The sequence below is a fragment of the Legionella lytica genome, from assembly GCF_023921225.1.
Taxonomy (GTDB): domain Bacteria; phylum Pseudomonadota; class Gammaproteobacteria; order Legionellales; family Legionellaceae; genus Legionella; species Legionella lytica.
Map to the genome: position 1 here is coordinate 2,869,833 of NZ_CP071527.1, position 26,102 is coordinate 2,895,934.

Below are 26,102 nucleotides of genomic sequence, written 5' to 3' on the forward strand. Positions count from 1 at the left end.
GCGCTATTGATAATCATTCTCATTTGAGATAAAGTCCTATTCACGATCGCTAACAGGTTAAATGGTTAACAATGAATACAAAAAAAATCCCTTATAATCTTGCTCTTATCCTACTCACCACAGGTGCTAGCTTAATTCTTGGCCTTTTAAGTTTTAGCGGAATGTTTGCCCTTATTCCCGTTTTGCCGTTTGCGATCGCGACACTTGTACTCTCCGTGGCCTATGAGGCAGAAATTTATTTACAAAATATTAAAGGTGCCCTCAGTAAAATTTTTAAATACAACTATTTACAAAACCAGCTCGCGAGAGAGTTTTTGCTAGAGCACTTTCCTAAAAATATAAACCACCCAGATTGCCCCCCCTTTTTCGTAAATTATGCGGCCTTACAGTTAAAACTTAAAAAGGCACCTAATAAGACAGAGAAAAAACATATTAAGAAATTACTCAAAGAGATGGAGCAGCAATTTGCCTTACAATTATTTTCCGACTCAGAAAGCATGCCTATTTCGGAAGATACAAACCAATTACGAATTTGGTTAGGCCAACATAATCAAGCAGCGTGGCAAGCAGATTTCCATAAGCGACGTCGCAATTTCCAAATGGTTGCCGCCTTTAGCTCGCTTTCTGCCCTATTTATGGGATTAGGAAGTACCTATCTTATCATGGAAGCGTTTAGTGCCATTCCCTGGATTGCCGTTATTCCCTTTGCTTACTGGCCTTTTATGATTGTTCCTATGGCCGTGATTGCTGGGGCTGCTTATGGTTTGTTGACGTATAATACGGTTACCGATCTTATTAGTAATGACACCATCACGAATTGGTTTACCCGAGTTCACACTCATTTTAAACAAGAAGGCTTTTCTGCACGCAACCTGTTTATGGCGTCCATGTCGACACTGCTCGTAGGCTTAGCAATCGCTCTTACGGTCTGTACTGCAGGAACCTGGTGGACTATCGCCACCAATGCACGCCCATTATTCGACTGGATGGGAAAAATGCCCAAGTTTGTCATGGGAGTAATAAACCCGTTGATTACTGGACTTTCAGCACTGGGCTTTAATATTCAAAATACGGCTGAATCAATCGAAGAATTAGACAAATCCATCTATACGGAAAAGGTTAATTCATCAACAAGCATCTATGACTCCATAAAAAAAACATGGAATGGTCTATGGGAAAATAAAAACTGGCTCAAAGTATTGAATCCATTCAGCATCATCAAGATGCTAACTATTACTCCGTTGCGCATCACCCTGTTTATGGGCCATTTAGTGAGTATTGCCTTAACCGCCGATCGCATGCCGGGAATTCCACAAATCTGGGCAGCATTAATTGCCTTTATTAGCGAAGGTTTTGAAGATGCCCACTATTTCATTGGCCGAGGGCATTCAGGAAAAAACGCAAAACAACAAGAGACTGAAGATATTAATGCCTTTACACAACGCATGCTACAAAAACGACTTGGCGAACAAGGTGGGCACAGCCATGAACTCGATATCCCTGCAAAAATCTTGTTTACGTTGGCAACCCCGCTGGATATTTTGGCCTCTAAATGGAATGCAATGGCAGCTTGGCTAATACCAGTAAATAAGGAGAAAAAACCACAACCAGTTGAAGCGGTAGCAGACAACCCACCACCCGAGCTAAATCTGGCTTTATCTGAAAATTGGAGGTCAGAGCATACGGTTTCCTTAATTGAAAAACACATACAAAAACATTTAAATAACGTATGGATTGGTACGGATACGGCAGAGAAAAAAGAAATAGCGCTTAGAGCATTGCAACAAGAAATACGTCGTGCCGATGCCAAGGATTTAGATGGGATACTTACTTCAGCGAAAACCAATTCAGTATATAATCAACATCGTTTATTTGCGCCTAAAGATGAGAAAACGACTACGCAGATTTTTGTTGAGGAATTATCGCAGCGGGTAACTTTAGCGGGTTAAGTAAAAGCCTCCTTCGACTTACATTTCATAAGAACGTTACTGCACTCATGCTTTTCCGGTTGTAGCATAAGTCGGGCCTCTGGCCCGACCTAACGCGGCCACCATAATTCGTGGATATTGTTTCCCAAAACACTTAAGGCTAATTAAATGTAAGCGTACAATTAAATTAAAATCAACGCGTTAAGCTTTTTAATACTCACCCATCCCCGCCAAAACCCAGATTTCATCGCGAAAATACGAATTACCCGTGCTAAAAAAATCGCAAGAACTATTAAGAATATGGTAAAGTACCTCATAAATTAAGCGATGTTAGGGCTGTTCAAAAAACAAGTAGCCCTTAGTGAAAATTCAGGCGTCAAGAGAGACATAGATGAAGAAAAGTTTGATTAGGAATTCACGGGCCTGGTTCGTCATGGGACATGATTTGGCCATGGCACTATTTAGTTGGTTTATTGTTCACTCGTTAATATCAGGACAACCGGACACATTTTCACTAACGCAATGGCTAAGCATTACCATAGCCTTTGCTATTTCAATTAAATATTTTCGTGTTTATGCGGTTGTGTGGAAAAATACCTCAACCAAAGATGTAAAAAGAAGTATTTATACCGTATTGACGGGCTCAATTTTATTCTTCTTTCTGGAGTTTCTCTTTAATAGGCTTGCGCTGATTTCGCGTTCAGAAATTATTTTCTATCCAGAATTAACCTTGATTCTTATTTTATCAACCCGTTATTTTTATCGCCAATATTTACAATCCTCCCACAAAACCCGGGCAACGGGAACAGGTTTGATTGTAATTGGTTCGGGAGCAGGCGCAAATTTATTCTTACGCGAAAATGATACTCGATTGAACCCCTACAAAATTGTCGCCATACTCGATGATAACCCGTTACTACATGGCACCTTAATGCAAAACTACCCCATTATAGGGTCCACTGATTTATTATTATCTCCCAAGTTCATACAGAGCTATCCAGCTGATGAGCTATTAATTGCGATTCCATCTTTACCCAAGGAGCATTTACAAGACATCTATAAAAAATGCAGTGCAACCGCTTATCCGGTAAAAATATTACCATCACTGATGAAGATCCTTGAAGGCTCAAGTCCTACGGAGCTAGAACAGATTAAATTAGAAGACTTATTAGGGCGTGCGCAAATTGAATTAGCCTGGAATGAAATTTCTACCGCCGTTTATGGAAAAAGAGTGGTGGTAACCGGTGGAGGAGGCTCCATCGGCTCCGAGCTATGTCGACAAATTGCGAAACTTAATCCAGAGAAATTAATTATTATTGATAACTCTGAGTTTAATCTCTATCAGATTGAACATGAGTTGCGTCATACTTTTGAAAATCTCCCGCTGCATATCAGCCTTACTTCGGTTCTTGATAAGCATGCGATTCATCAACTTTTTGAAAAAGTTAAGCCACAAATTGTGTTTCATGCTGCGGCATATAAACATGTTCCTATGCTGGAAGAACAAGTGCGAATTGCCGTCATGAATAACGTGCTAGGTACACAAGCGATTGCTGAAGCCAGTGTGGATTTTAATGTGAATAAATTTATTCTGATTTCAACTGATAAAGCAGTTAATCCGACGAATATAATGGGCACTACCAAACGGGTAGCCGAGATTTATTGTCAGAATCTAAATGGTCATTTTGCAACTCAATTTATTACCGTTCGCTTTGGTAATGTATTGGGCTCTGCAGGCAGTGTGGTACCGCTGTTTAAAAAGCAGCTTAAAGAAGGTGGACCGTTAACGGTAACACATCCTGATATTACGCGTTATTTCATGACAATTCCTGAAGCATGCCAGCTCATATTGCAAGCCATGGTTAATGGTCATGGAGGGGAAGTTTTTGTGCTGGATATGGGGGAGCCAGTTAAGATTAACTATCTAGCAGAGCAAATAATAAGACTCGCCGGGAAAGAACCACATCGTGATATTCAAATCAAATACACTGGCCTGCGTCCAGGTGAAAAATTGTATGAAGAACTGTTTCATGAAACAGAACAATTACGCCCAACAATGCATGAAAAAATTCTGCAAGCAAAACATCGTGTTATGGATTGGCAACAATTGATACATGCTTTTGATGCGATTGAGCAAGCATGCCATACCTTGAATGACCGGGAATTACGCAAGTTATTGGTGCACTTGGTGCCTGAGTATTGCGAGAACACGGAAGCATTGCCATCTGCTTAAGATGGCACATCTTCGCTGATGCCCCACAGACACGCTGCGGGGCATCAGCGAAGAGTATAAGATCTAGCCGTAAGAATAGAACATTGTTAATGAAAACCCTACTAGACAACCTAAATGTCCCGGTGTAATCTACGCGACACTTGCAAGAATAACATGATATAAGCTCGATCACTCCTTAAGCATTTTTATATCTTTATATTTCCTTTTAGAATTATTATGAACGATTATCGATATTGTAGGCTCAACGAATCAAATTTTGCGGACGTGGTACATTTGATAAAGGTAATTTACCATGTTGATGTAAATGTTGAACAGTTTAGAAAGAAATATGCTACTGACAGTTTCGGTGCTTCTTATATTGGCTATATTGCTTATCATAATGAAACAAATGAAGTTGCCGCGTATTATGGAATTTTTCCGCTTCGCGTCAAACTTAATGAAACGATTGTTATGGCGGCTCAATCAGGTGACACAATGACCCATCCGGCTCATCGGAACAAGGGGTTATTTGTGGAACTTGCCAAGCAGACTTATGAGCTAGGAAAAAGTTTAGGCATTCAATTCGTATATGGTTTCCCCAATCAATTCTCTTATCCTGGCTTAGTCAGAAAATTAGGTTGGACGCATGCATATGATATGCTGTCACTTAATTTGTTGGTACCTACGTTACCCTACGCCCATTTTTTAATAAAATGGCCTAACTTATCAACGTGGCATAGTAAAACTCTATTGAATTTGCTAAAAAAGTTTTTTGTTTTTCATGAAACATTGCCTGAAACACTTCTATCTTGTCAAAAGCAAAAAGAGGGAGTGATGCATGACCAAGACTTCTTTGATTATAAACTTGGTTATAATTGCATCCTTCTACAGCATCAAGATGTTTATATGGTTTTAAAAGTAGAAAATAATAATATTGGAATTGGGGCATTGTATAATTATGGCGAATTTTCTGGTATAAATAAGGCTCTGCGTAGGTTAAAATTAATTTGCGCATTAATGGGCGTTATGAGGATCAGAACTTATTGTTCACCAAATAACTTAGCGAACATTAACTTAGGAAAACTTGCGTTCTCTAAAAAAAGCCTTGCTTATTGTTATCTTAATTTCGGTATTGATTTTGATTTAGGGAAGCTTAACTTTACGTATTTAGATTATGATACCTTTTAGACCACTTTTACGACATAGCTATCTCTCACTCATGGGAAACTTCAAAAAAATTTCCCCTTGTGTTCATATTTTAAATGGGCATATTATTGGTGACAAGAGAGAACAAGGTAAAGATAGATTTAATCAATTATTGCAGCGTTTATCAGCTCATGTTGACTTTGTAAATATAGAGCAAGCATGTGAGCTAATTATAGAAAAAGCCCACTTAACCCGCCCAGCTGTAGCATTTACCTTCGATGATGGTTTTGATGACTGTTATCATGAAATTGCCCCTGCTTTAGAGCGGTTCAACGTCAATGCCGCCTTTTTTATTAATCCTAATTTTACTTATGGCGATGACGAATATATCCATAAATTTCTTAAAGAGAAGGCACCTCATCTTTCTTTTAGGAAGCCAATGAATGAGGCGATGGTAAAAGAATTACACAATCGAGGCTTTATTATTGGAGCTCATGGCTTAGATCATGAACGCTTAGTAAGCAATAACCCCGCGTTCTTAGAGCGACAAATTAAGGACTGTAAGGAAAAAATAGAAGATATGCTGCAAAGCGAATGTTCTTTTTTTGCCTGGCCTTATGGTAAGTATTCTGACATTTCTGATGAGGCCATGTTGATGATTCAGAAATTATTTCGGTATAACTTCAGTTCGGATCAGTATTCTTCTTATATGTCAGCGAAGGTATTTAATCGAAGACATTTTGAATGCGATTGGCCGGCAAACCATCTACATTATTTTCTTGCATGCCCGCGGCATGCATGAGTATAACTTTTTAGTTTATTTTTTCACCTATGAATTGTTTAAAAACCAGATCGTCGGTATCATCCGCAGATTATGATGGCAGGCAGCCAAATGCTTCATATTCTGCATAAAGAAAGATAAAAGGAAAAAGATGTCTAATGACTTACAACCCCTAGTTTCTATTGTAATCCCAGCATACAATAGTATGCCCTATTTGGAGGAAGCAATAGAAAGCGTCTTGTCTCAAGATTATCCAAATATTGAATTAATTGTTTTAAACGATGGTTCAACAGATAATACACGCGAATTTTTGGAAAAATATAAAGGTAAGTTTTATTACGACTCACACACCAATATGGGGCAAGCTGCGACCCTGAATAAAGGATGGAAGTTAAGTCGCGGAGATATCATTGGATATTTAAGTGCGGATGACATCTTAACCAAAGATGCAGTAAGCGTCTCGGTAAAAGCTTTTCAAGAAAACCCCGATATTATATTAACTTATCCTGATAATTTTGTGATTAACAGTCAATCTGAGTTTATTCGCAAATATACAGCACCTGAATATGAATATTATGATTTTGTTATTCATGCCAAATGTAGAATTGGCGTAGGGGCATTTTTTTTAAGAACCGCGTTCGATAAAATTGGAGGCTGGAACAGTAAATATCGTTTAATGCCTGATTATGCTTACCAACTATCTTTAGCAAAATTGGGTAAATTTAAGTATATACCCCAGGTATTGGGTTATTCACGGGTGCACTCTCAAGCGATATCAGCTAATAAAGTAAGTAATGAAACAGCCGACGAGTTTGTAACTGTAATGGAAAAAGAACTTATGGCTAGTACCGATAAGAGATTACTTGATTTAAAAGGTAAGATATTAAGCCGCTCCTATCTATTTTCAGCGCGAACTCATCTAGAGTCTGGGCGTTATAAAAAGGCATTACAGTACTTAATAACTACCATCAGGCTTGATCCAAGCCAAATTTTTAAACAAGATGTTTATCGCACTATTTTAAATTTCTTTACAAAAAAGATTTATATAAAAATTTACCCGAGGTAATAAATGGAAATAAGAATACTAAATCTTAAGTTTGGGATTGCTTCAGTTTTATTTTTATTTCTTTTCTCACTAGCAGGATTGAGTTCTTATCAAGGCTCATCTTTTTATTACTTTACTTTTGATATCACATGGTTAGCTGTATTACTCTCCGCATGTTGCTTTTCTCAAAGCTACGTTTTGTTTTATGCCCAGATTATGTTGTTTTTGGGATTTTGGACAAAGTTAATGGCTCATCTTATTTTAGGAGCCTATTTCGTTGAACCAACGGGTTTTTGGACGCATCACTTTGTGACTCCTGCCGCATGGGATCAGGTTTTACTAATATCGAGTCTAGCCGCATGTGGAGTTTTGCTAGCCAACCTATTATTTTTCTTCTGTACAAAAAAAGTGTCTCGGGAAAAGATAAAATTGAGTGTACCTCAATGGTATGTTAAGCATAGTGATTTCGCTTGGTATGTCCTTATTTTTGTTGGAATAACAACGAATACCATCAATATCTTTTATCACATTTCCACTACGGGCTTACGGCCCCAAATAATATTGCCTTTTCATCTAAATGCGGCAATGATTTGGCTGATGGTTATTGCTATTCCTTTGTCTATGGCCACATTTCTAGGATGGGAACAAAATCTAACCCAAAAAAGACAGCGCGGCTACTGGATCTGTTTCATGGCATTTTTCACATCATTATCGATTTTAAGCCGAGCAATTTATATTTTTTGGACTCTTCCTTACATTATCATCCTATTATCCAATTTTGACTTTTCTTTTAAAAGGTTCTCTTTTGGGCGAAATAAAAATATAATTATAGTTTATTTAACGTTTATAATATTATCTATTGTTCTCGTTAATGTTATCCGAATTGACCATTTTTCCCATCTCGCTTTAAAAGAACGTTCTCTTGAACAGCCGTTGAAAAACAAACCTCAGGCCATCCAACCAGCCTCAACCGCAAATGAGGAAAAATTTACCCAGCTATCAAAACTTTTTGTAGGGCGATGGGTAGGATTAGAAGCCGTAATGGCGACTACCGCATTCCCACAAACAGGGTGGAGCTTTTTTAAAGAAAGCCTCATAAAAAAACCTTCAGCAGGTGATGTAGGTGTTTATACACATACCATTTTAGAGCCCAATAAATACCAGAATACTAAAGAAACAATGTTTTCATCATTACCCGGACTCGTTGCCATATTAAATTACTCTAATTCCCACGCCATGGTTTTTTTGGGGATGTTTGGTATTTGTTTTTTATTATGTTATGTCGAACGAATGGTTTTTTTAATGATGAGGAATAAATTCCTATTATCACAACAAGGATTGATATTAGGCTATTGGTGCGTTGCTGGTTTAAATATCCCTTATTTAGGATTTATTAATTTACTAGAATGTCTTTTTGTTTCTTTATCTTTATGTTTAATTAGCCCTTGTTATGATTGGATTATGAAATATTCTATAAAAAAATCATCATCTTATCCGATATGATAACTATAAAGTATAGCTTATGAAAAAAGATGACCCGCTCAAAGAGGCTACAATAGTAAATGCTACCGCTCTTCATTCAGGTGGTGCTCTATCAATTCTACATCAGTTTCTAACACATGTTCGAGAGGAAGAGATTTATTATATTTTTATTCATCCCTCTTTAAATATCACGTTGGAAAAAAAGAATGTTTATTTTATTAAGAAAGAAGTAAATTCCATTATAAAAAGGATTTTTTGGGATAGTTGGGGATTAAAGCAGTGGTTAAAAAAACACCATATAAAAGCTAAAGCGTTACTCTCTCTGCAAAATACTTCTCTTGCAGGTTCTAAAGCACTACCTAAAATTATATATTTACATCAGGGTTTATCTTTGCATCAGCAAAAATGGTCCTTTTTTAAGCGCCAAGAACGACGTCTTGCGTTCTATAAATATGTTTATCCTTTATTTATTTTTTTACATGCAGACAAAAAAACGAAATTTGTTGTGCAAACTCAATGGATGAAAAAAGCTCTATGCACTTATTTTAACCAAAAAGATGAGCAAGTCTGCGTAATAAAGCCTGATATTCTGAGAAGAGATATTAACAACATTACGACACTAGAACTTCCATTCCAATATACTTTGTTTTATCCCGCGACTAGTGCCTTGTTTAAAAATCATGAAGAACTCATTTATGCCTTACATGAGATCAAGAAAAAAGATGCGTCACTGTCAATTGGGTTATATTTAACCATTAATCAAGAAGAAAATAAAAGTTTAGCTGAGCTAATTAAGAAATTGGAGCTCCAAAACAATGTCCTCTTTTTAGGGGCATTAAGCTATGAACACGTGTTAATGTATTATAAATCATGTAGTACAGTAGTTTTCCCTAGTTATATTGAGAGCTTTGGCTTACCCTTGGTAGAAGCGGCTATGTTTGGAAAACCGTTAGTGGCTATTGATGAAGACTATGCAAGAGAAGTAATTTCCAGTTACCCAGGCGCTCTATTTGCCCCACGAAACGCTCCGCAACAATGGATGAATGCGATAGAAAAATCTTTTTCTTATACCAATATCAAGCCTTATTCCCCAAATTATGAGACTAGTTGGAGCGATTTTTTCACATTATTGCATGAAAAATAATGTGTGCTTGTTCAGGTAATGATGCCAACTTAAGTTGGCACATTATTTTGATTAAACAGATGGATCCGTTACTGAGTTGTTACGGACCACATCCTTTTTAAATCTAAGCAAAAATCGCTCACCCCAAACCATTCCCGGTTTTTCAATGTATTTCCAAGAAAAATGTGCCAGAGTAATTATCATAACCAAGATAGTGAATACCAAGACATTGTTTCCCAAAACAGAATGCGTCGTAATGTATCGAATAAGTTCGCCAGTTTGAGGTTCGTTTAACATAGGAGCGAAATCATGATGGCTTAATTTTGAGAAAATTATTGCACAACTTATTACAAGAAAGATCATTGCGAAGTGAATCATATAAATCGAATAAGATAGTTTTCCTAATCTTATAAAAAACGGATGTTTTAAGAATGAAGAGAAAAAACCACCCTCTCTAGAAAAGATGATAATGACTACACAAAACCAAATGCTGGCAATTACTCCTTGATATTTTATGTTCCAATTTAAAATCATGAAAATCATGAAAAGACTTAAAGCTTCCAGTATGGTCATGAACTGTTTTGATAAAGAAACATTTAATGTTCTTTGGTAAATAGAGTACGCAAGTATGCCCGCAAAAAAGCAGGAAAAAACCCGTAATATGTTGTTATTAAGGACATCTAACCCCATCACTAATGAAAAAAATGCACATCCAGAAATAATGGCGAAAAGATAGAAGCTCACTTTACGGTTCAAGATTAATATCACGGCAAAAAGCATATAAACATACAGTTCCGCACTAATGCTCCATGCAGGGCCATTAAATGACAATGGGTCAGCTGAATTAAGCCAGGATTGTAATAGGAAAAGATTGGGAATAATTTCTTTTAATGAGTTTCTGCCAGAAAAAGCCGAGCCATTGAAATTAAGCCCTTTCATTTCTGCTAGCCACTTACCACATTCAAAGAGGATAAAGATGGCAAGCATAAAAAAGTGTAGCGGGTAAAGACGAAAGATTCTTTTGACGATAAACGGATTAAAATCATGATAATTGGCAAGAGAGTTTCTATACGTATGAAATAAAACAAATCCGCTTAAAACAAAGAAAAATTCGACAAATAAATGGGAGTTTCTAAAAAAGTTAAGCTCCGTGGCGCTGTAAGGAACGTGTAGATGAAAAAGCGCTACTGACAAAGCACATAAGCCTCTGAAGCTATCAAGCACAACGAAACGATTTGCCTTTAACATTAAAGTTAACCTTCAAACGAATAAGGGCTTAATTTAATTGCTCTTCATTATGCCCAAGGAATATTGCCAAGAGTTTATAACAACTGGTCATATTTGAAAATCAAGAAATAAACAATATTTCAGAGTCATCTGAACTATTTTTCCGCATCTATATATTTAATTGGAAAATTCTTATTTTTTAATCGTTTAATTTTCAAATCGTCAAAATAGTCGAATTCAAATAAAATGAAAGGTCGAATGTTTTAAGTTGTGATTGTCCTTAAAATCCTTTACCATCAAGCACCGCAAATAAAAAATTTATTTCCTCATACGGTACGGAATTGTAGATGAAATAAATTTAACCCAATCAAAGAAAGAAGTGAAAATTTTAGTTGTCTCACAATATTTTTGGCCAGAAACATTCATTATTAATGACTTAGTGCAATGTCTTGCAGCCCAAGGGCATCAAATAGAGGTTGTTACTGGGAAGCCTAATTACCCTGAAGGTACTATTTTTGAAGGATATTCCGCTTCAGGCTGTACCACAGAGTTATTTTCTGGGATTCCAGTTCATCGAGCTCCGCTTTTACCCAGAGGTAAAGGGGGTAAGAAACTATTGTTAAACTATCTTTCTTTTATATTGAGTGGCCTCATCTATTTTCCTCGCTTTGTAAGGAAAAAGAAATTTGATGCTATTTTTGTGTTTGTACCCTCTCCAATTACCTCTGTGATTCCTGCCATCTATTTAAAATGGCGTTTACGAGCCCATCTTGCCGTGTGGGTTCAGGATCTCTGGCCTGAAAGCGTGCAAGCAACGGGCTTTATTCAAAATAAGCATTTATTAAGTCTCATCGGATATATGGTAAAAAAAATTTATGCTGCATCAGATACTTTATTAGTGCAATCAAAAAAATTCCCTGCGGTGATGAAAAAATACACGCCCCTAGAAAAGGTTCTCTACTATCCTAATTTATTTTTAGAATCACCAAAAACGGAGTCTGTCTCTGCTAACGATATACCGGCTGATTTATTATCCGAGTTAGAATCTAATACTTGCGTTGTTTTTGCAGGAAATTTAGGCACGGCTCAAGCGCTAGAAACTATTCTTAATGCCGCTGAAGAAATAGCGCATTTACCACAATGTAAAATTATTTTGATTGGTAATGGAAGTATGTATGACTGGTTGCATCAACAAATAGCCCAAAGAGAAATTACAAATATATCACTTCCTGGCCGCTTCCCCGCAACTCTTATGCCCGTTATTTATGCTCGAGCAACAGCTCTTTTGGTAACCTTAAAAAAAGATGAAATCTTTTCTTACACAATTCCAAGTAAGGTCCAAGCTTATTTGGCAGCAGGTCGTCCTATTTTAGCTGCATTAGACGGTGAAGGAGCGGTAGTTGTTGAAAATGCGCAAGCAGGATTAGTATCTTCAGCAGAAGATGCCTCTGCGCTAGCGAAGAACATAGAAAAATTATATCATATGTCTGCTGCAGAGCGTGAAAAATTGGGAATAGCAGGGAGAGCATACTTTCTTGAACATTTTGAAATGACCAAACAAAGTCATCGACTCATTGAAATTCTTAATAATAAAATTAAATCGAGGTAATCTAATTTGAAAATTCTGGTTTTAGGTGTAACCGGTATGCTGGGGAGTGCAGTGTTTCATACTTTTAACCAGCAACAGAGTAATTTTACAGTTTGGGGCACTTTAAGAAGCAGGGAAAACCTTAAGTATTTCCCAGATTCTTGCCATTCTAATTTAATCTCTGATATCGATGTACTTGATTTTGATATGTTATGCAAAGTATTTGCCCAGATTAAACCTGATGTTGTTATCAACTGTATTGGTTTGATTAAGCAACTATCAAACGCGAAAGACCCTTTATCTGCGTTACCCATCAATGCCATGTTCCCACATAGACTCGCCCACTTGTGCGGTCTATCTGGAGCTCGCTTGATTCATGTTAGTACCGATTGTGTGTTTTCAGGGGAGAAAGGTTTTTATACTGAAAATGATAAGTCGGATGCAGAGGACTTATATGGTAAATCAAAATTTATTGGCGAACTTACCGAGTTTTCTCACGCGATTACCATCCGTACCTCAATAATAGGTCATGAACTCAATAGTAAAACAGCTTTGGTTGAATGGTTTCTGTCACAAAAAAATACTACCAAAGGCTATGTAAACGCTATTTTCTCGGGCTTGCCAACTTTTGAATTGGCACGGGTAATGCGTGATTATGTTATTCCTAAACCTGAGCTTCGTGGTCTTTATCATGTTGTTGCAAATCCAATTAATAAATATGAATTGATTTCATTGATCGCTGAAATATATAAGAAAGAAATAACTATTGTAGCGGATGAAGAAGTTAAAATTAATCGCTCTCTGAATGGCGAACGATTTAAAGCGGCAACCGGTTATGTTGCTCCGGCTTGGCCAGAATTGATTACCTTAATGTATGAATCAAAGAATTTGATATGGAGTTAATTTAGAATGTTCAACGATAAGACCCTTCTGATTACTGGTGGAACTGGCTCCTTCGGGCATGCCGTTTTAAAACGTTTTTTAAAATCAAACATACGTGAAATACGCATTTTTAGCCGTGATGAAAAAAAGCAAGAAGACATGCGTAATCAGCTAAAAAATGAGAAAGTAAAGTTTTATATTGGCGATGTTCGTGATTATTCAGCAATCGCGGAAGCGATGACTGGTGTGGATTATGTTTTTCATGCAGCAGCCTTAAAACAAGTTCCGTCCTGTGAGTTTTATCCTATGGAAGCAGTCCGTACCAACGTTCTTGGAACAGATAATGTTTTATCCGCAGGTATTGCTGCAGGTGTACAAAAAATAGTGGTATTAAGTACAGACAAAGCGGTTTACCCTATTAATGCGATGGGTATTTCCAAAGCGATGGCGGAAAAGATTGTGGTCGCTAAATCCCGTGTAGTTACCAATAAGGGCCCTATTATTTGCGCAACCCGTTATGGAAACGTGATGGCGTCAAGAGGCTCAGTTATTCCTCTGTTTGTGGACCAAATAAAAGCCCAAAAAGCATTAACGATAACCGACCCTAAAATGACTCGCTTTTTAATGTCATTAGAAGATTCTGTTGATTTGGTATTACATGCTTTTGATCACGCAAATCAAGGCGATATTTTTGTTCAAAAAGCGCCAGCTTCAACCATTGCTGATTTAACACAAGCATTAATTGAACTCTTTAAAAGCGACAATGAGGTTAAGGTTATTGGTACCCGCCACGGAGAGAAACTGTATGAGTCCTTAATTTCTCGAGAAGAAATGGCTAAAGCCGAAGATATGGGAAGATATTATCGCATTCAGGCGGATAACCGTGACCTAAATTATAATAAATATTTTGTCGAAGGTGAGGAACATATTTCCGATTTTGAAGATTATACCTCGCATAATACTCAGCAACTGAGTATACCTGAGATAAAAGATATGCTTCTAAAATTAGATTTTATTCAAAATGCTCTAGATAATACTCCCACTGAATTGTACTAAGCTATCCGGCTGGGGGCTATTAAAACCTCAAACTACACCGAAACTTTGTGTTGGGCCATGGGCCCAACCTATATTCAGCAGATTTAATTAATTATTGCTAATTTATAATTTTTACTTTCGAGCTTAAAATAAAAAATTGCAACAAGGGTCATGAGTAGCCAATAAATAAAATAGGTTAATACAAAAGCATAAGTTACCCCAATTAATCCATAGCTCCTGGAAAATGAATAACTCAAACAAACAAACACTGCACTTAAAATAATTTCCGTAATAACATATGTTTTCGTCCACGCTTTTGCTAAAAGTAAATAGGTAAATAACCAACTAGCAACGCGAAAAAAATCACCGAGAAGCTGATAAGAAAACAATTCCGTTGCAGGAGTAAACGTTTTACTGTAGAGAAGATTAATAATAATCCCTCGAAAAAGGTAAATGCATATAAGCATGAGGGCGATAAGGGGCATAAGAGTTTTAAAAGTACTCGTGATCTCTTCCTTTAATGCAGCAGGGGCCCGCAACTCGGATAACCGAGGCAAATAATACGTAGTTAAGGCTGCAGTAACAAACAATAAATAAGCATCGGATAAACGTATAACTGCTTGCCAATAACCTACATTTTCCCACCCAAACAACGTATTTAAGTCATTACGAACGATGATTTGTGCAAGAGGCACGGTTAAGGTACTTACGCTACTCATAAATGAATAACGCAGTAAATTATGAAGATACTTTTTCTCAATTTTAAAAGAAAATAGGAGACGAAACCAATCCTTACCATAGACAAATAATAATGAAATACAAATAGCTAATGCTTGGGCTACTACAAACGCGAGTAAAATACTTTTTAACGGATATAAAAGCGCAACACTACACACGATGATAAAACTAAGTACGCTGCTTATAATAGTAACCGTTATAAGCAATCGTATCTGGCCAAAGCCATTTAAAATAGAACACAGTAATAAATGCATGGCAATAAATAATTGAGCGATGGCCATCCAACGCATCAAATAAGCAAATTCAGCTGAGCCTAAAATCCATTCCGACAATTTTTGGCTATAAATTATGCCGAGCAACATCGTTGTAAGAGAGAAAAACAAGGTATAGAGAGTTGCCGTTGGTAAAAAATTTCTTAATTCTTGTGTATTGGCATATTCTGCAACGTACTTAATAACACCCAAAGCAATACCCCCGCCCGCGATGGTAGCAAAGATATTGGCCAATGCCATAAATTGCCCTAATATCGCTACTCCCTCAGGGCCTGTGTGCATTGCTATTATTTTTAGGCTCACTATACCTGTTAGAATTTTAACAAGTGTTGATAGCCCGGAAAAAAATGATGTCTTTAATAACTTATTATGAATTTTCATTGAACTGGTAATGTTCCAAGCGTTGGGTTTTCAACAACCTGCCATTTGCAAACAAGTTTCATTGATTGCTTATCAACGGCAGGTTTAATTTTAGGCTATTATAAGAAGCAACCCGGATTCTTACCACTATATTTTCTATAAATGTTAGTTGATTAGTGAAACATCCGTTTCTTTGCTGCCAATAGCTTTTGACATCTGGAAAATCCCCCGATCAAATGGTTTATCAGTACGTTTGTCACTACGTAAATAAACAAACTGTTTTTCAGAGTTATAAAAAACAGGCTCATGTTGGGTTAGAATATTTTTTAATAAAAAATCCAGGGGTAATTGTGTCGCATTATAGCCAGGCTTATACAGCGGACTTTTTACAGCAAAAAAAGTATTATATGTCTTAGTTACATTTACTGGAGTGAATGAATAACTTTTTCTTGCACTTGGTTTTGGAGTACGGAAACCATGATCACCATGAATTATAATCGTACTGTTTTTAGTTGCAGGATTACTTGCCAAAACGTCAAGAAACTGCCCCATCATTTTATGGGTACATTTAATTTGGTCTATGTAAGTAGCAGCTGTTTTCCCCCGATCACCTATGTATTCGCAATGAGCATTAAATACATAAGGATAATGTGGCATTAATAAATGAATAAAATAAGCATTACCCGTTTCAACGTCTTTGGCTAATTTAAGAATTTCGGGAAAAATTTTGTACGTTGCTGTTGATGCTTCAACTATAGTCTGCTTTTTATTTCCTGGAAACAAAATAGATAATATCTTATTGCTTAATTTATCCAACAATGGGACTGTAGAAAAAATATCATGAATCATAGCAATTGATTTTGCTTTGACATTCTCTACTGGCGAAGAAATAGGTGTGGCATAGTTGTAAGTATTACATTTTTTTATATTCGCATTTTTTCTATAGGTGCACAGATCAACATATGTGCTCTGCATTACATTGATTGCATACCCTTGCTTACTTAATAACTCAAAAAGTTTATTCTTAGTAATTAAATTCATCCCCTTTTCCTGGAGCAAATAATCGTCAAGTTTATCTAATGGTTTAAAGTTAAGAAAACTGGCGAAAGAGGATAGAGTTTGGAAATCTCGGCTATAAGCCTGGCCATATACTGTGAAATCTTTTTTCACATAATCGTTAATTAACTCTCTAGAAAAATAATCCGTTTTTTTTCCTTCTAAAACTGCGCCTCCAGTAATCCCGATTTGCTCATCCAGGACGATTTCAATATATGGAGGTAATTGAGAGTTCCCTTGGATTGATTGAAATTGTGTCGTGGAAAAAGGTGGGGTTTTCGCTGTAAAAAAAGCGCCAACCCAAAATACTGTGAAGATTATAAGAAGTAACTTGTCGAGTTGTTCACGGATACAATATAAGATGGCCATGAGCCCCATAACCATAAGGGGCGCACTATAACGGTACTTTAACCCAAAGGGCAAAACGGGTACTGCTTTCAGCTGGCTTAATAGAAAAAGAAAAAGTACTCCGGAAAGAATAAGCAATCGTAATGCAGTTCCACTAAAAACCATAACAGCTGAAGGAATTAAAGCAAATAGAAGCAATAACAAATAAGAATATAATGCCTCCGGACTCGTTATACTTATTCCGTTATGTTTGATGTATGCAGTACATAACGCCGTGAAAAACAAAGGAATTACCAAAAGATAACGCCAGTTTTCATTTAATTTTTTCAACATTCTATTAGCCTATTCTCTTCATCAAAAAAAGTGTCCGTGAAGTATCTTGAATAGTTCGCTCCTCTAATATGGTATAATAATTAGAAAAAGTTTTTCTGAACGACTCTAAATGGTAATTCGGGAAAATATCCTCCCTGCTTGCTAAAAGACGTTGAACTTGTGAGTCGTCTTTAGGTACGAACTCTATCAACAAATAATCGCCTAATCGTGAGAAATATTCAGCAATATGCTCAAGAGGAACATTATTGGAAATAGCTAAATGATGAATTAACGCCAGGGCCATAATTAAATTTACTTTCCCGCCTCGTTCAAGTAATCCATCCCTCTCCATTTGTTGCCAGCCCAGGCTTGAACTTGGATTAGTTAAATCCTGTAACAGCGGCAGAATGGATTGGTCCTTATCTTTTTTTATTTTTTGATAGTTCGTCTCTACTGCCATTGGATCTATATCAAAGCAAACAACGTTTGCTCCTGCATCGGCAATAATCCGACTGTAATAACCATTATTCCCCCCCAAATCCCAAGCAGAACGTGCGTTTGAAAGAAGAAATAACTCTTTAACTGTCTCCGCCTTGTGTTTGGTTGCTGCATCCGAATAATTAGTTTGATTATAGTAATCGCCCCATTCGGTTTTAATTGGTGACCAAGTTGTTTTTTTAATTAAGGAACTGAGATTATCAATTAAGCCAAGTAAATTTATTTTAGAAATTTTGTGGCTGCGCTTGGCTTTCATATTTGCAACATCACTATATTTTTGCTGAATTTTTGCATGCGCATGAATATGAGCAAAAATAGAAAATGAAAACTTACTTTTAAACGGTAATAACTTACTTGCTAGATCAAGTGGTATACCATCAATATATTGCTGAGAGAGCTTACCCAGACGAATATCTACTTTCGCCATTAATAGTAATGGCGCTAAGAAATGCCGGCAAAACTGGTTATAAGCAACCCACGGCTCCCCTTCTCTATAGAGAGCAAAAGAAGAAGTATCAATAAAAATAGGCTTGCCATGATGGAATTGAACATTATAGGCACTTGCGTCTTTTAAAATCATTCCATATTCAATTGCACACTTTGCAATTTCCAGAGTCAATAGCGCAGCATCTTTAAACTGGGAAAAGGACCATTCATAACAATAAGATATTGTTTCTATTTCTTCCGGCTTTAAAATTATTTGAGCTTGTTTATTGAATGCAAATTCAAGAGCGACCTCCTGGTGAGGTATTAAATAACCTTTAGACTGTAATTCCTTATATAATCCAGAGGCCATAAGATGCTGATAATCGGGGGAACCGGCTTCCGTAATTTGGCGATATATTTCCCCATTCAACGTATAGATTTGCCCACAAGGATCACGGAAAGAAGAGCGATGCCCCTCTACTGTATTGAGAAACTGATTAGGCTTGTTGGCTGTCATTATCATCTTTTATTTTTTCACTCCTGGAAAACAATTTTGCCTTTAATTTATGCCAATACGTTTTTAATATAAAAAGCCCACCAGTAATCGCTGCAATAGTGGACTGAATAATTAAACTACCTGTACCTGGGTCTAAATAAGCGTAAGCATTAGAAATCCAAATAAAAGACGAAAGTGCAATAAGAATATATTTCATATTGTTACCTATATTATTTTTTTACAAAAATATTAAATTAATAAAAATTGCGGCAGAGTTTAATAAACTTTTACTTTATGGTAAATGATAAACGTCGCCATGTCCGCATTCTCAAATAAAATAAACGCCAACCTTTATTCAAGTAAGGATTGGTTTTACTGTATTGCCTCAAGCTCTCCAGAGGCCTCTCTACTAAATAAAAAACGATCCCACCGGCTAAAATGGCAGATATCAAGCCTATACACATGGCAAGAATGCTGTTGGGCCAATATTGGATGTATTTCATATATACAAGCCAATGAAAAAGATAAATAGAATAGCTCCATTTACCTATAATTCGAAAAAAAGAAGTACAGAGAATCCGCCCATACAACCCCTTGCCCTCCAGAGTAAAAACAATAAATAAAGCCCATGCCAAACCAAAATAGATAAATTGATTTGCCAAGCTAAGATCAAGAGGAATTTTGAAAAAATAGAGTTTAGAAATTGGTAAGGAAACAAGGCACACTATCATTGTTACAAATCCTATTAAGGTTGCATTTTTTGATGTGGCATATGGCTTTAATTGCTCATAGATTGCAGCAAAAAAAACTCCTGTAGTAAAAGGGGTTAAATAGTAATTTACTTCAATGGAATTAATCGAGGTAAGCCAATAAGGCCAATAAAATTGCTCGATTAAAACGAAGCTCACAAAAACAAGTGTAGAGAATAAAGGATTAATCTTGGCAGCTTGAATCAAGATAAATGCAATTAGAGGCAAATAAAAATAAAATTTAAACTCGACTGGAATAGTCCATAAATGTGAAAAACCTTGTTTTAGCAATAAAGCATCTTCAACATTCGTCCATGAACTAATACCTGTTGTACCTAAAAATTTATAAACAATAAGAGCTAAAAAATAAAGTGGTATGATTCTTAAAAAGCGGCTTATCCCATAGTGTATCAGTTGAGAAGAACCAAAGCCTGATGTTTTGAATTTTGTGGTCAGCAGAAAAGCGCTCAACACAAAAAACAACCAGCAGCCAATTTTTCCACTACCCGCAAGATAGGGTGATGTGTTGATGAAAAACATCGTAATCGCATGGGTTATCAACACGATAAAACATGCCAATCCTCTTATACCATCAGCACAGGAGAAATAGAGCGCGCGAGGATGTATTTCTATATTTTTACTCATCATTCTCTATTCATCCTGAAATTATTCTATTTTGACCATATAACGCGATTAATATAATCAACATAACTGGATACAATTCGAACCATTTTTTTCGAAACACAACCACCTTCATAATCTGAAACAACTTTAAAGGTGCGTGAGCTTTGATTATGTTGTGAGGTGACTATACGTACAGCATCCAAAACACTAGCTGATTTGAGTCCACACATGACCAAAGTCGCATCATCCATGCCTTCTGGACGTTCATGCGTATTCCTAATAGTAACTGCAGGAAGATTTAGCAAAGAGGCTTCTTCGGTAATCGTGCCACTGTCTGATACGACACAAAATGCTTCCATTTGCAGTTTAATGTAGTCTAGAAAACCAAATGGCTTTAAGAAGTGAATGCGTGAATCCAATCCAGTAACATTAAGACTCTCTAATCTCTTTCTTGTTCGAGGATGAGTAGAAACCACTACCGGCATATTATAGGTTTGTGCCAAAGACTGTAATGTATCTAATAGATCCTGCAGGTTTTCGGGAACGTCTACATTTTCTTCCCGATGATTGCTAACTAAGAAATACTGCTGAGGTTGTAAATCAAGTTGTGACAAGATGTCTGATGATAAAATCTTGGGCATAAAATGCTCAAGAACCTCTTGCATATGTGAGCCTGTTTTAATGATTCTTTCTGCAGGTATGCCTTCACTAATTAAATAACGCCGTGCATGCTCTGACAACACTAAATTGATGTCACTTAAATGGTCAAGTACCTTACGGTTTAATTCCTCAGGAACACGCTGATCAAAACAACGGTTACCTGCTTCCATATGAAATACTGGGATTTTACGACGTTTTGCAGAAAGAACCGCGAGGCAAGAATTAGTATCCCCATAAAGTAGAAGCGCGTCAGGCTTTTCTTTTTCCAAGACTTCATCAGCTTTTTCAATAATACGCGCAATGGCTTGAGCGGCTGTATCTCCAACTGCTTCTAAAAAATAATCAGGCTTACGGATTTCCAAATCATCAAAGAAGATTTGATTAAGCTCATAATCAAAGTTCTGACCTGTATGCACTAAAATATGGTTGGTATGTTTATCAAATTCAGCAATGACGCGTGACATCTTTATTAATTCAGGCCTGGTGCCCACTATGGTCATTACCTTAAGCATTTGGGAAATCCTAATTTAAACGTGATAAAGGGCGTAAATTAACATAAAATGAACCATAATAACAGGACACTCAATAGACATTTACTTCAATATAAGTGCCTCAACTATTCCTACGATTTCCTTCACTAAAGGTAAATTTCCTCGTGTTTCAACATTTAATCGCAATAGAGGCTCTGTATTAGAAGAGCGCAGGTTTAGCCGCATGTGTTCAAACTCTAGGCTAATACCATCGGTCCGGTCTATTTTAGGCTGTAATGCAGAAAAATGAGCTTCTACACGCTCCATCACTCGCTTAGCATCAGCAACTTCATAGTTGATTTCACCACTGCAAGGAAAGGCATGAACACATTCATCAATGAGACTTTTTAACGACTTGCCAGTTTGACTCACTAACTCAATCACTAATAACCAAGGAATCATTCCGCTGTCACAGTAAGCAAAATCACGAAAGTAATGATGCCCACTCATTTCCCCACCGTATACCGCATTTTCACTGCGCATACGTTCTTTAATAAAGGCATGCCCGGTTTTGCATTGAATTGCATGGCCATTAGCTCGCTGAGCAATATCAATGGTGTTCCAGGTTAGCCGTGGATCATGAATTATTTTGCCACCAGGATTTTTTTTGAGAAAAGCCTCTGCTAATAAACCAACCAGATAGTATCCTTCAATAAATTCACCCTGCTCATCAAACAAGAAACAACGATCAAAATCTCCATCCCAGGCAATACCCATATCTGCCTGGTGCGCTTTTACCGCCGCGGCAGTTGCTTGACGATTTTCCATTAATAATGGATTCGGTATACCATTAGGAAAATCCCCATCCGCCTCATGATGAATCTTAATAAAACTAACGGGAATATTTGCCATGTTAAAGCGCGCTTCGATGGCATCAATTACATGCCCTGCAGCACCATTACCTGCATCAACGACTAGTTTTAATGGTTTTAATTGCTGCGAATGAATGTAACTTAGTAAATGATCGACATAAGCATCGAGGATATTTAATTGCTTATATTGTCCTTTTGGTGCAACAGGTTGAAATTCATTCTTTATCACTAGCTCTTCAATGGCGTTTAAACCACTATCGCCGCTAATAGGAGCCGAACCTTTACGGACTAATTTCATGCCATTGTAATCAATTGGATTATGACTGGCGGTAACTTCGATCCCTCCATCAGCACTTAAATGAAAGGTAGCAAAATAAACCTCCTCTGTTCCGCTCATGCCGATATCAATAACATCTGCTCCAGCATCCATGATGCCGCGCGCTAAAGCCTGTTTTAATGATTCGCTACTATGGCGTACATCACTTCCCACCACCACGGAGTTTGCGTTTAAAAATTGCGTGTAAGCAAAACCAATGCGGTATGCAAGCTCTTCATTCAATTCAATACCAAGCTTGCCGCGTATATCATAAGACTTAAAACATGCGAGTGTCATGGAAATTAACCCCGTCCATAGTTGTCTTGAAAACGAACAATATCATCCTCACCCAGATAATCCCCGCTTTGCACCTCAATCATTACCAAATCAAGGACTCCAGGATTTTCCAAACGGTGTTTGCAGCCTGCGGGAATATAAGTAGACTCATTAACGCGAACAAAAAACTCTTCCTCACCGTTAACGACTTTAGCCATACCGCTGACCACAATCCAATGTTCACTGCGATGATGATGCATCTGTAGACTTAAGCTTGCACCGGGTTTCACTTCAATACGCTTTATTTTAAAGCGTTCGCTTTGTTCGAGTATTGTATAAGTACCCCAGGGGCGATATACCGTACGATGTAATTTATAGGCTTCATGGCCCCGTGCTTTTAATTGGGTATAAATATGTTTTACATCCTGCGCACGCGACTTGTCAGCAACGAGCAGCGCATCAGGGGTATCCACAATCAATAAATTCTCAAGCCCCACGGCCCCAACTAAGCGATTATTACTTCTTATATTGCAGTTGGAGACATCGTACAATAACACATCGCCCTCAAGACGATTACCTTGCGCATCAGGCTCAATTAACTCATCAATAGATGTCCACGACCCTACATCGCTCCAGCCAATCTGACAGGGGATCACTGCGATATTCTCAGCTTTCTCCATGACCGCATAGTCAATGGAATTATCTGGAACTTGGGCAAATGTTTCTTCATCTAATTCTAAACCAGCAACGTTTTGATGATGCACCAAGTGTGACTGAGCAAAACAAGCACGCACCGCATGCAAAATTTCTGGGCAATGCTCTTCCAGGGCGCGCAACATAGCGCCAGCAGAAAATAAAAACATCCCAGAGTTCCAGAGAAACCGGCCGGAAATTAAATATTCCTGGGCTTTGTCTAATGCAGGCTTTTCTACGAAGCGTAATACTTGATTTGCTTCCGCCTCAATGTATCCATATTCTGTTTTAGGTTCGGTAGGTGAAATGCCAAAAGTGACTAGCTTATCATTAGCAGCCAACGCCAAAGCATCGTTTACTGCTGCTTGGAACGCATCTTGATTCAAAATTAAATGGTCCGCCGCTAAAACAAGCATCATTGCCTGTTCGCCATGTAAATTAATGGTATTCAGTACGGCGGATGCTATGGCTGCTGCGGTGTTACGGCCGAAGGGCTCCATAATGTATGAGGTTTCAATATGATTCGTATTAACCTCGGAGCTTTCTTCAATCATTTTAAATAAAAACTCTTTATTCGTAACGATCATCGCTTCACGTACATTAGGTAAAGAAGCTCCGCGAATAAATGCTTTTTGAAATAAACTTTGCCCATCTGCAAGACGCATAAAGGGCTTAGGATGTAATTCACGTGAAACTGGCCAAAGGCGTGAACCCGCTCCGCCACAAAGAATGATTGGTATTAGTTGCATTCCTGAGTTCCTTTTTTTGCCGGCTCGTAATCTGCTGATATTTTACCAACAACTACAAACCTAAACTTACTTACGCGCTCTGCTGTAATAATTCTCGAGCATGTGAGCGTGTTTGTTCTGTTATTGTTAAGCCGCCTAACATGCGGGCGATTTCATCGATTTTTTCCGCGTGTTGCAGTAAGGAAATACGAGTGAAGGTTTGGGTATTATCACTACTCTTTTCCACCATAAAATGGTTGTGCGCCGAGGCGGCAACCTGGGGTTGATGAGTAACACAAAAGACCTGTAAACGCTCACCTAATTTACGCAACATTTGTCCCACTAAGGCCGCGGTAACACCACCAATACCCACATCTACCTCATCAAATAATAACGTTGGAGTGGAGCCTTGTTGGGCGGTGATCAGTTGAATGGCTAAACCGATTCGTGAGAGTTCCCCACCTGAAGCAATTTTACTCAGTGCGTCAGGTTGCATGCCAGGGTTGGTACATACTTTATACTCGACCTTATCCATGCCATGTGCATACATCTTGTCTAATGGGGTGATGTCAATTTCAACCCAACCCTTTGGCATTCCTAATTGTTGAATGCTGGCAGAGATTTCCTGGGCTAACTTGGGGGCGTGCTCTTGTCTGGCACGTCTTAAACAGTTTGCGGCTTGCTCATAAGCCGCCACCAATTCACGATGTTGTCGTTGTAAATCCGCTAACTTAGCTTCACTGTCTTGTAATAACGTTAATTGTTTCTGTAAACGTTGTGCATGTTCTGCCAGTTGGCTGCTATCAACGTGATATTTTCGCGCCAGCTGATGAATGATGCTCATGCGGCTTTCTATTTCATGCAAACGCTCTGGATCAAGATGCACCCGCTCAGCAAATTGCTGCATTTCGCCAATGGCCTCTTCACATTGAATTAAAGCACCGTTAATTAATTCATAGGTATTTTTAATTTGCGCTTGCTCTTGGGGTAGTTGACTAAGCAATTGCAAAATATGATTTAAGCTCGTACACACATTTGGCTCATCTTCAGCATTTAATAAACCATGAATATTCTGACTGTGTTGCAAATATTCTTTTGCATGGTGCAACATTTGATGCTCTTGATACAAAGTATCAATTTCATTCTCTTGCAGATTTAAGGTGGAAAGTTCTTCAATTTGAAATTTTAATAATTCAATACGATCGGCTTGTTGCTCTAAACCTTGTAAGGTATCAATTTCTTGTTGCACTTTCTGACATTGCTTATAAAGCCGAGCCACCTCATCAAACAGGGCATGATTCTTCGCATATTGATCTAATTGCTGGCGATGAGTGGCATGCTGCATCAGGGTTTGTGTCTGATGTTGCCCATGAATATGTACTAACTTTTCACTGAGTTCTTTTATTTTTTGTAGTGGAAAGGGTTGCCCATTAATGTATGATTTTGAACGGCCTTCTGCATAGATTACTCGACGTAAGTAGACTTCGCCGTCCTCACAAGGAATATCTTGTTCTGCCAGCCATTGCGCAGGCTCCGAATTTTGATGCACGTAAAAACCTGCAGTAATGTCGCATTTATCCTGCCCGGGACGAATTACTGATGCATCGGCACGTTCACCTAAAGCCAGTAATAACGCATCGATCATAATCGACTTACCAGCCCCGGTTTCCCCGGTAAAGGCGGTCATTCCCTGCGTGAAATCTAATTCCAGGTGTTGCACGATTGCAAATTGTTCAATGCACAAAGTTGTGAGCATGAT

Annotated in this window: 20 protein-coding genes; 10 read left to right on the forward strand and 10 right to left on the reverse strand. The window is 37.7% G+C overall.

Annotated elements, in window-relative coordinates; translation table 11 throughout:
- Positions 1-71: 71 nt before the first annotated feature.
- The 7 genes from J2N86_RS12650 (at position 72) to J2N86_RS12680 (ending at position 9,738) form a co-directional block, all read left to right on the forward strand.
- Entirely contained in the window at positions 72-1,949 is a 1,878-nt protein-coding gene (locus tag J2N86_RS12650) for a hypothetical protein (RefSeq protein WP_252579812.1), read from the forward strand.
- A gap of 370 nt (positions 1,950-2,319) precedes the next feature.
- Positions 2,320-4,161, forward strand: coding sequence for a polysaccharide biosynthesis protein (locus J2N86_RS12655; protein ID WP_252579813.1), 1,842 nt, complete (start codon positions 2,320-2,322; stop codon positions 4,159-4,161).
- 216 nt (positions 4,162-4,377) lie between these two features.
- Entirely contained in the window at positions 4,378-5,328 is a 951-nt protein-coding gene (locus tag J2N86_RS12660; RefSeq protein ID WP_252579814.1) for a GNAT family N-acetyltransferase, read from the forward strand.
- Entirely contained in the window at positions 5,315-6,088 is a 774-nt protein-coding gene (locus tag J2N86_RS12665) for a polysaccharide deacetylase family protein (RefSeq protein ID WP_252579815.1), read from the forward strand. The genes J2N86_RS12660 and J2N86_RS12665 overlap by 14 nt, the downstream gene beginning before the upstream one ends.
- Before the next feature lie 130 nt (positions 6,089-6,218).
- On the forward strand, positions 6,219-7,133 hold the full coding sequence (locus tag J2N86_RS12670; RefSeq protein ID WP_252579816.1) for a glycosyltransferase: 915 nt from the start codon (positions 6,219-6,221) through the stop codon (positions 7,131-7,133).
- Between the two features lie 3 nt (positions 7,134-7,136).
- Positions 7,137-8,615: a hypothetical protein gene (locus tag J2N86_RS12675; RefSeq protein ID WP_252579817.1), complete on the forward strand. Its 1,479-nt coding sequence runs from the start codon at positions 7,137-7,139 to the stop codon at positions 8,613-8,615.
- 19 nt (positions 8,616-8,634) lie between these two features.
- Entirely contained in the window at positions 8,635-9,738 is a 1,104-nt protein-coding gene (locus J2N86_RS12680) for a glycosyltransferase (protein ID WP_252579818.1), read from the forward strand.
- A gap of 51 nt (positions 9,739-9,789) precedes the next feature.
- Here J2N86_RS12680 and J2N86_RS12685 read toward each other — a convergent pair whose 3' ends face one another.
- On the reverse strand, positions 9,790-10,965 hold the full coding sequence (locus J2N86_RS12685; protein ID WP_252579819.1) for an acyltransferase family protein: 1,176 nt from the start codon (positions 10,963-10,965) through the stop codon (positions 9,790-9,792).
- A gap of 358 nt (positions 10,966-11,323) precedes the next feature.
- Between J2N86_RS12685 and J2N86_RS12690 the strand changes: the two genes are divergently transcribed.
- From J2N86_RS12690 to J2N86_RS12700, 3 genes are read left to right on the forward strand one after another with little or no spacing between them, the layout of a single operon-like run.
- Positions 11,324-12,553, forward strand: coding sequence for a glycosyltransferase family 4 protein (locus tag J2N86_RS12690; RefSeq protein WP_252579820.1), 1,230 nt, complete (start codon positions 11,324-11,326; stop codon positions 12,551-12,553).
- Positions 12,554-12,559: 6 nt separating this feature from the next.
- Entirely contained in the window at positions 12,560-13,435 is an 876-nt protein-coding gene (locus J2N86_RS12695) for a dTDP-4-dehydrorhamnose reductase family protein (RefSeq protein WP_252579821.1), read from the forward strand.
- Positions 13,436-13,441: 6 nt separating this feature from the next.
- Complete coding sequence (locus J2N86_RS12700; RefSeq protein WP_252579822.1) at positions 13,442-14,470, forward strand: SDR family NAD(P)-dependent oxidoreductase; 1,029 nt, start codon at positions 13,442-13,444, stop codon at positions 14,468-14,470.
- Positions 14,471-14,553: 83 nt separating this feature from the next.
- Here J2N86_RS12700 and J2N86_RS12705 read toward each other — a convergent pair whose 3' ends face one another.
- The 9 genes from J2N86_RS12705 to recN all read right to left on the reverse strand — a co-directional run bounded on the left by J2N86_RS12705 (position 14,554) and on the right by recN (position 26,099).
- Positions 14,554-15,840: an O-antigen translocase gene (locus J2N86_RS12705; RefSeq protein ID WP_252579823.1), complete on the reverse strand. Its 1,287-nt coding sequence runs from the start codon at positions 15,838-15,840 to the stop codon at positions 14,554-14,556.
- Positions 15,841-15,984: 144 nt separating this feature from the next.
- The gene (locus J2N86_RS12710) at positions 15,985-17,556 is read right to left on the reverse strand and encodes a sulfatase-like hydrolase/transferase (RefSeq protein WP_252579824.1); all 1,572 of its coding nucleotides are present in this window, start codon (positions 17,554-17,556) and stop codon (positions 15,985-15,987) included.
- 4 nt (positions 17,557-17,560) lie between these two features.
- The gene (locus J2N86_RS12715; protein WP_252579825.1) at positions 17,561-18,976 is read right to left on the reverse strand and encodes a methyltransferase domain-containing protein; all 1,416 of its coding nucleotides are present in this window, start codon (positions 18,974-18,976) and stop codon (positions 17,561-17,563) included.
- Entirely contained in the window at positions 18,957-19,172 is a 216-nt protein-coding gene (locus J2N86_RS12720; protein WP_252579826.1) for a hypothetical protein, read from the reverse strand. The genes J2N86_RS12715 and J2N86_RS12720 overlap by 20 nt, the downstream gene beginning before the upstream one ends.
- Before the next feature lie 70 nt (positions 19,173-19,242).
- Complete coding sequence (locus J2N86_RS12725; RefSeq protein WP_252579827.1) at positions 19,243-20,352, reverse strand: acyltransferase family protein; 1,110 nt, start codon at positions 20,350-20,352, stop codon at positions 19,243-19,245.
- A 23-nt stretch (positions 20,353-20,375) separates the two neighbouring features.
- Positions 20,376-21,500, reverse strand: a complete 1,125-nt coding sequence (wecB, locus tag J2N86_RS12730) for a non-hydrolyzing UDP-N-acetylglucosamine 2-epimerase (RefSeq protein ID WP_252579828.1) — start codon at positions 21,498-21,500, stop codon at positions 20,376-20,378.
- An 81-nt stretch (positions 21,501-21,581) separates the two neighbouring features.
- Positions 21,582-22,943, reverse strand: a complete 1,362-nt coding sequence (locus J2N86_RS12735) for a phosphohexomutase domain-containing protein (RefSeq protein WP_252579829.1) — start codon at positions 22,941-22,943, stop codon at positions 21,582-21,584.
- 5 nt (positions 22,944-22,948) lie between these two features.
- A complete protein-coding gene (locus J2N86_RS12740) occupies positions 22,949-24,364 on the reverse strand; it encodes a mannose-1-phosphate guanylyltransferase/mannose-6-phosphate isomerase (protein ID WP_252579830.1) in 1,416 nt (471 codons plus the stop codon).
- 70 nt (positions 24,365-24,434) lie between these two features.
- Positions 24,435-26,099: a DNA repair protein RecN gene (recN, locus tag J2N86_RS12745; protein WP_252579831.1), complete on the reverse strand. Its 1,665-nt coding sequence runs from the start codon at positions 26,097-26,099 to the stop codon at positions 24,435-24,437.
- Between the last annotated feature and the right edge of the window lie 3 nt (positions 26,100-26,102).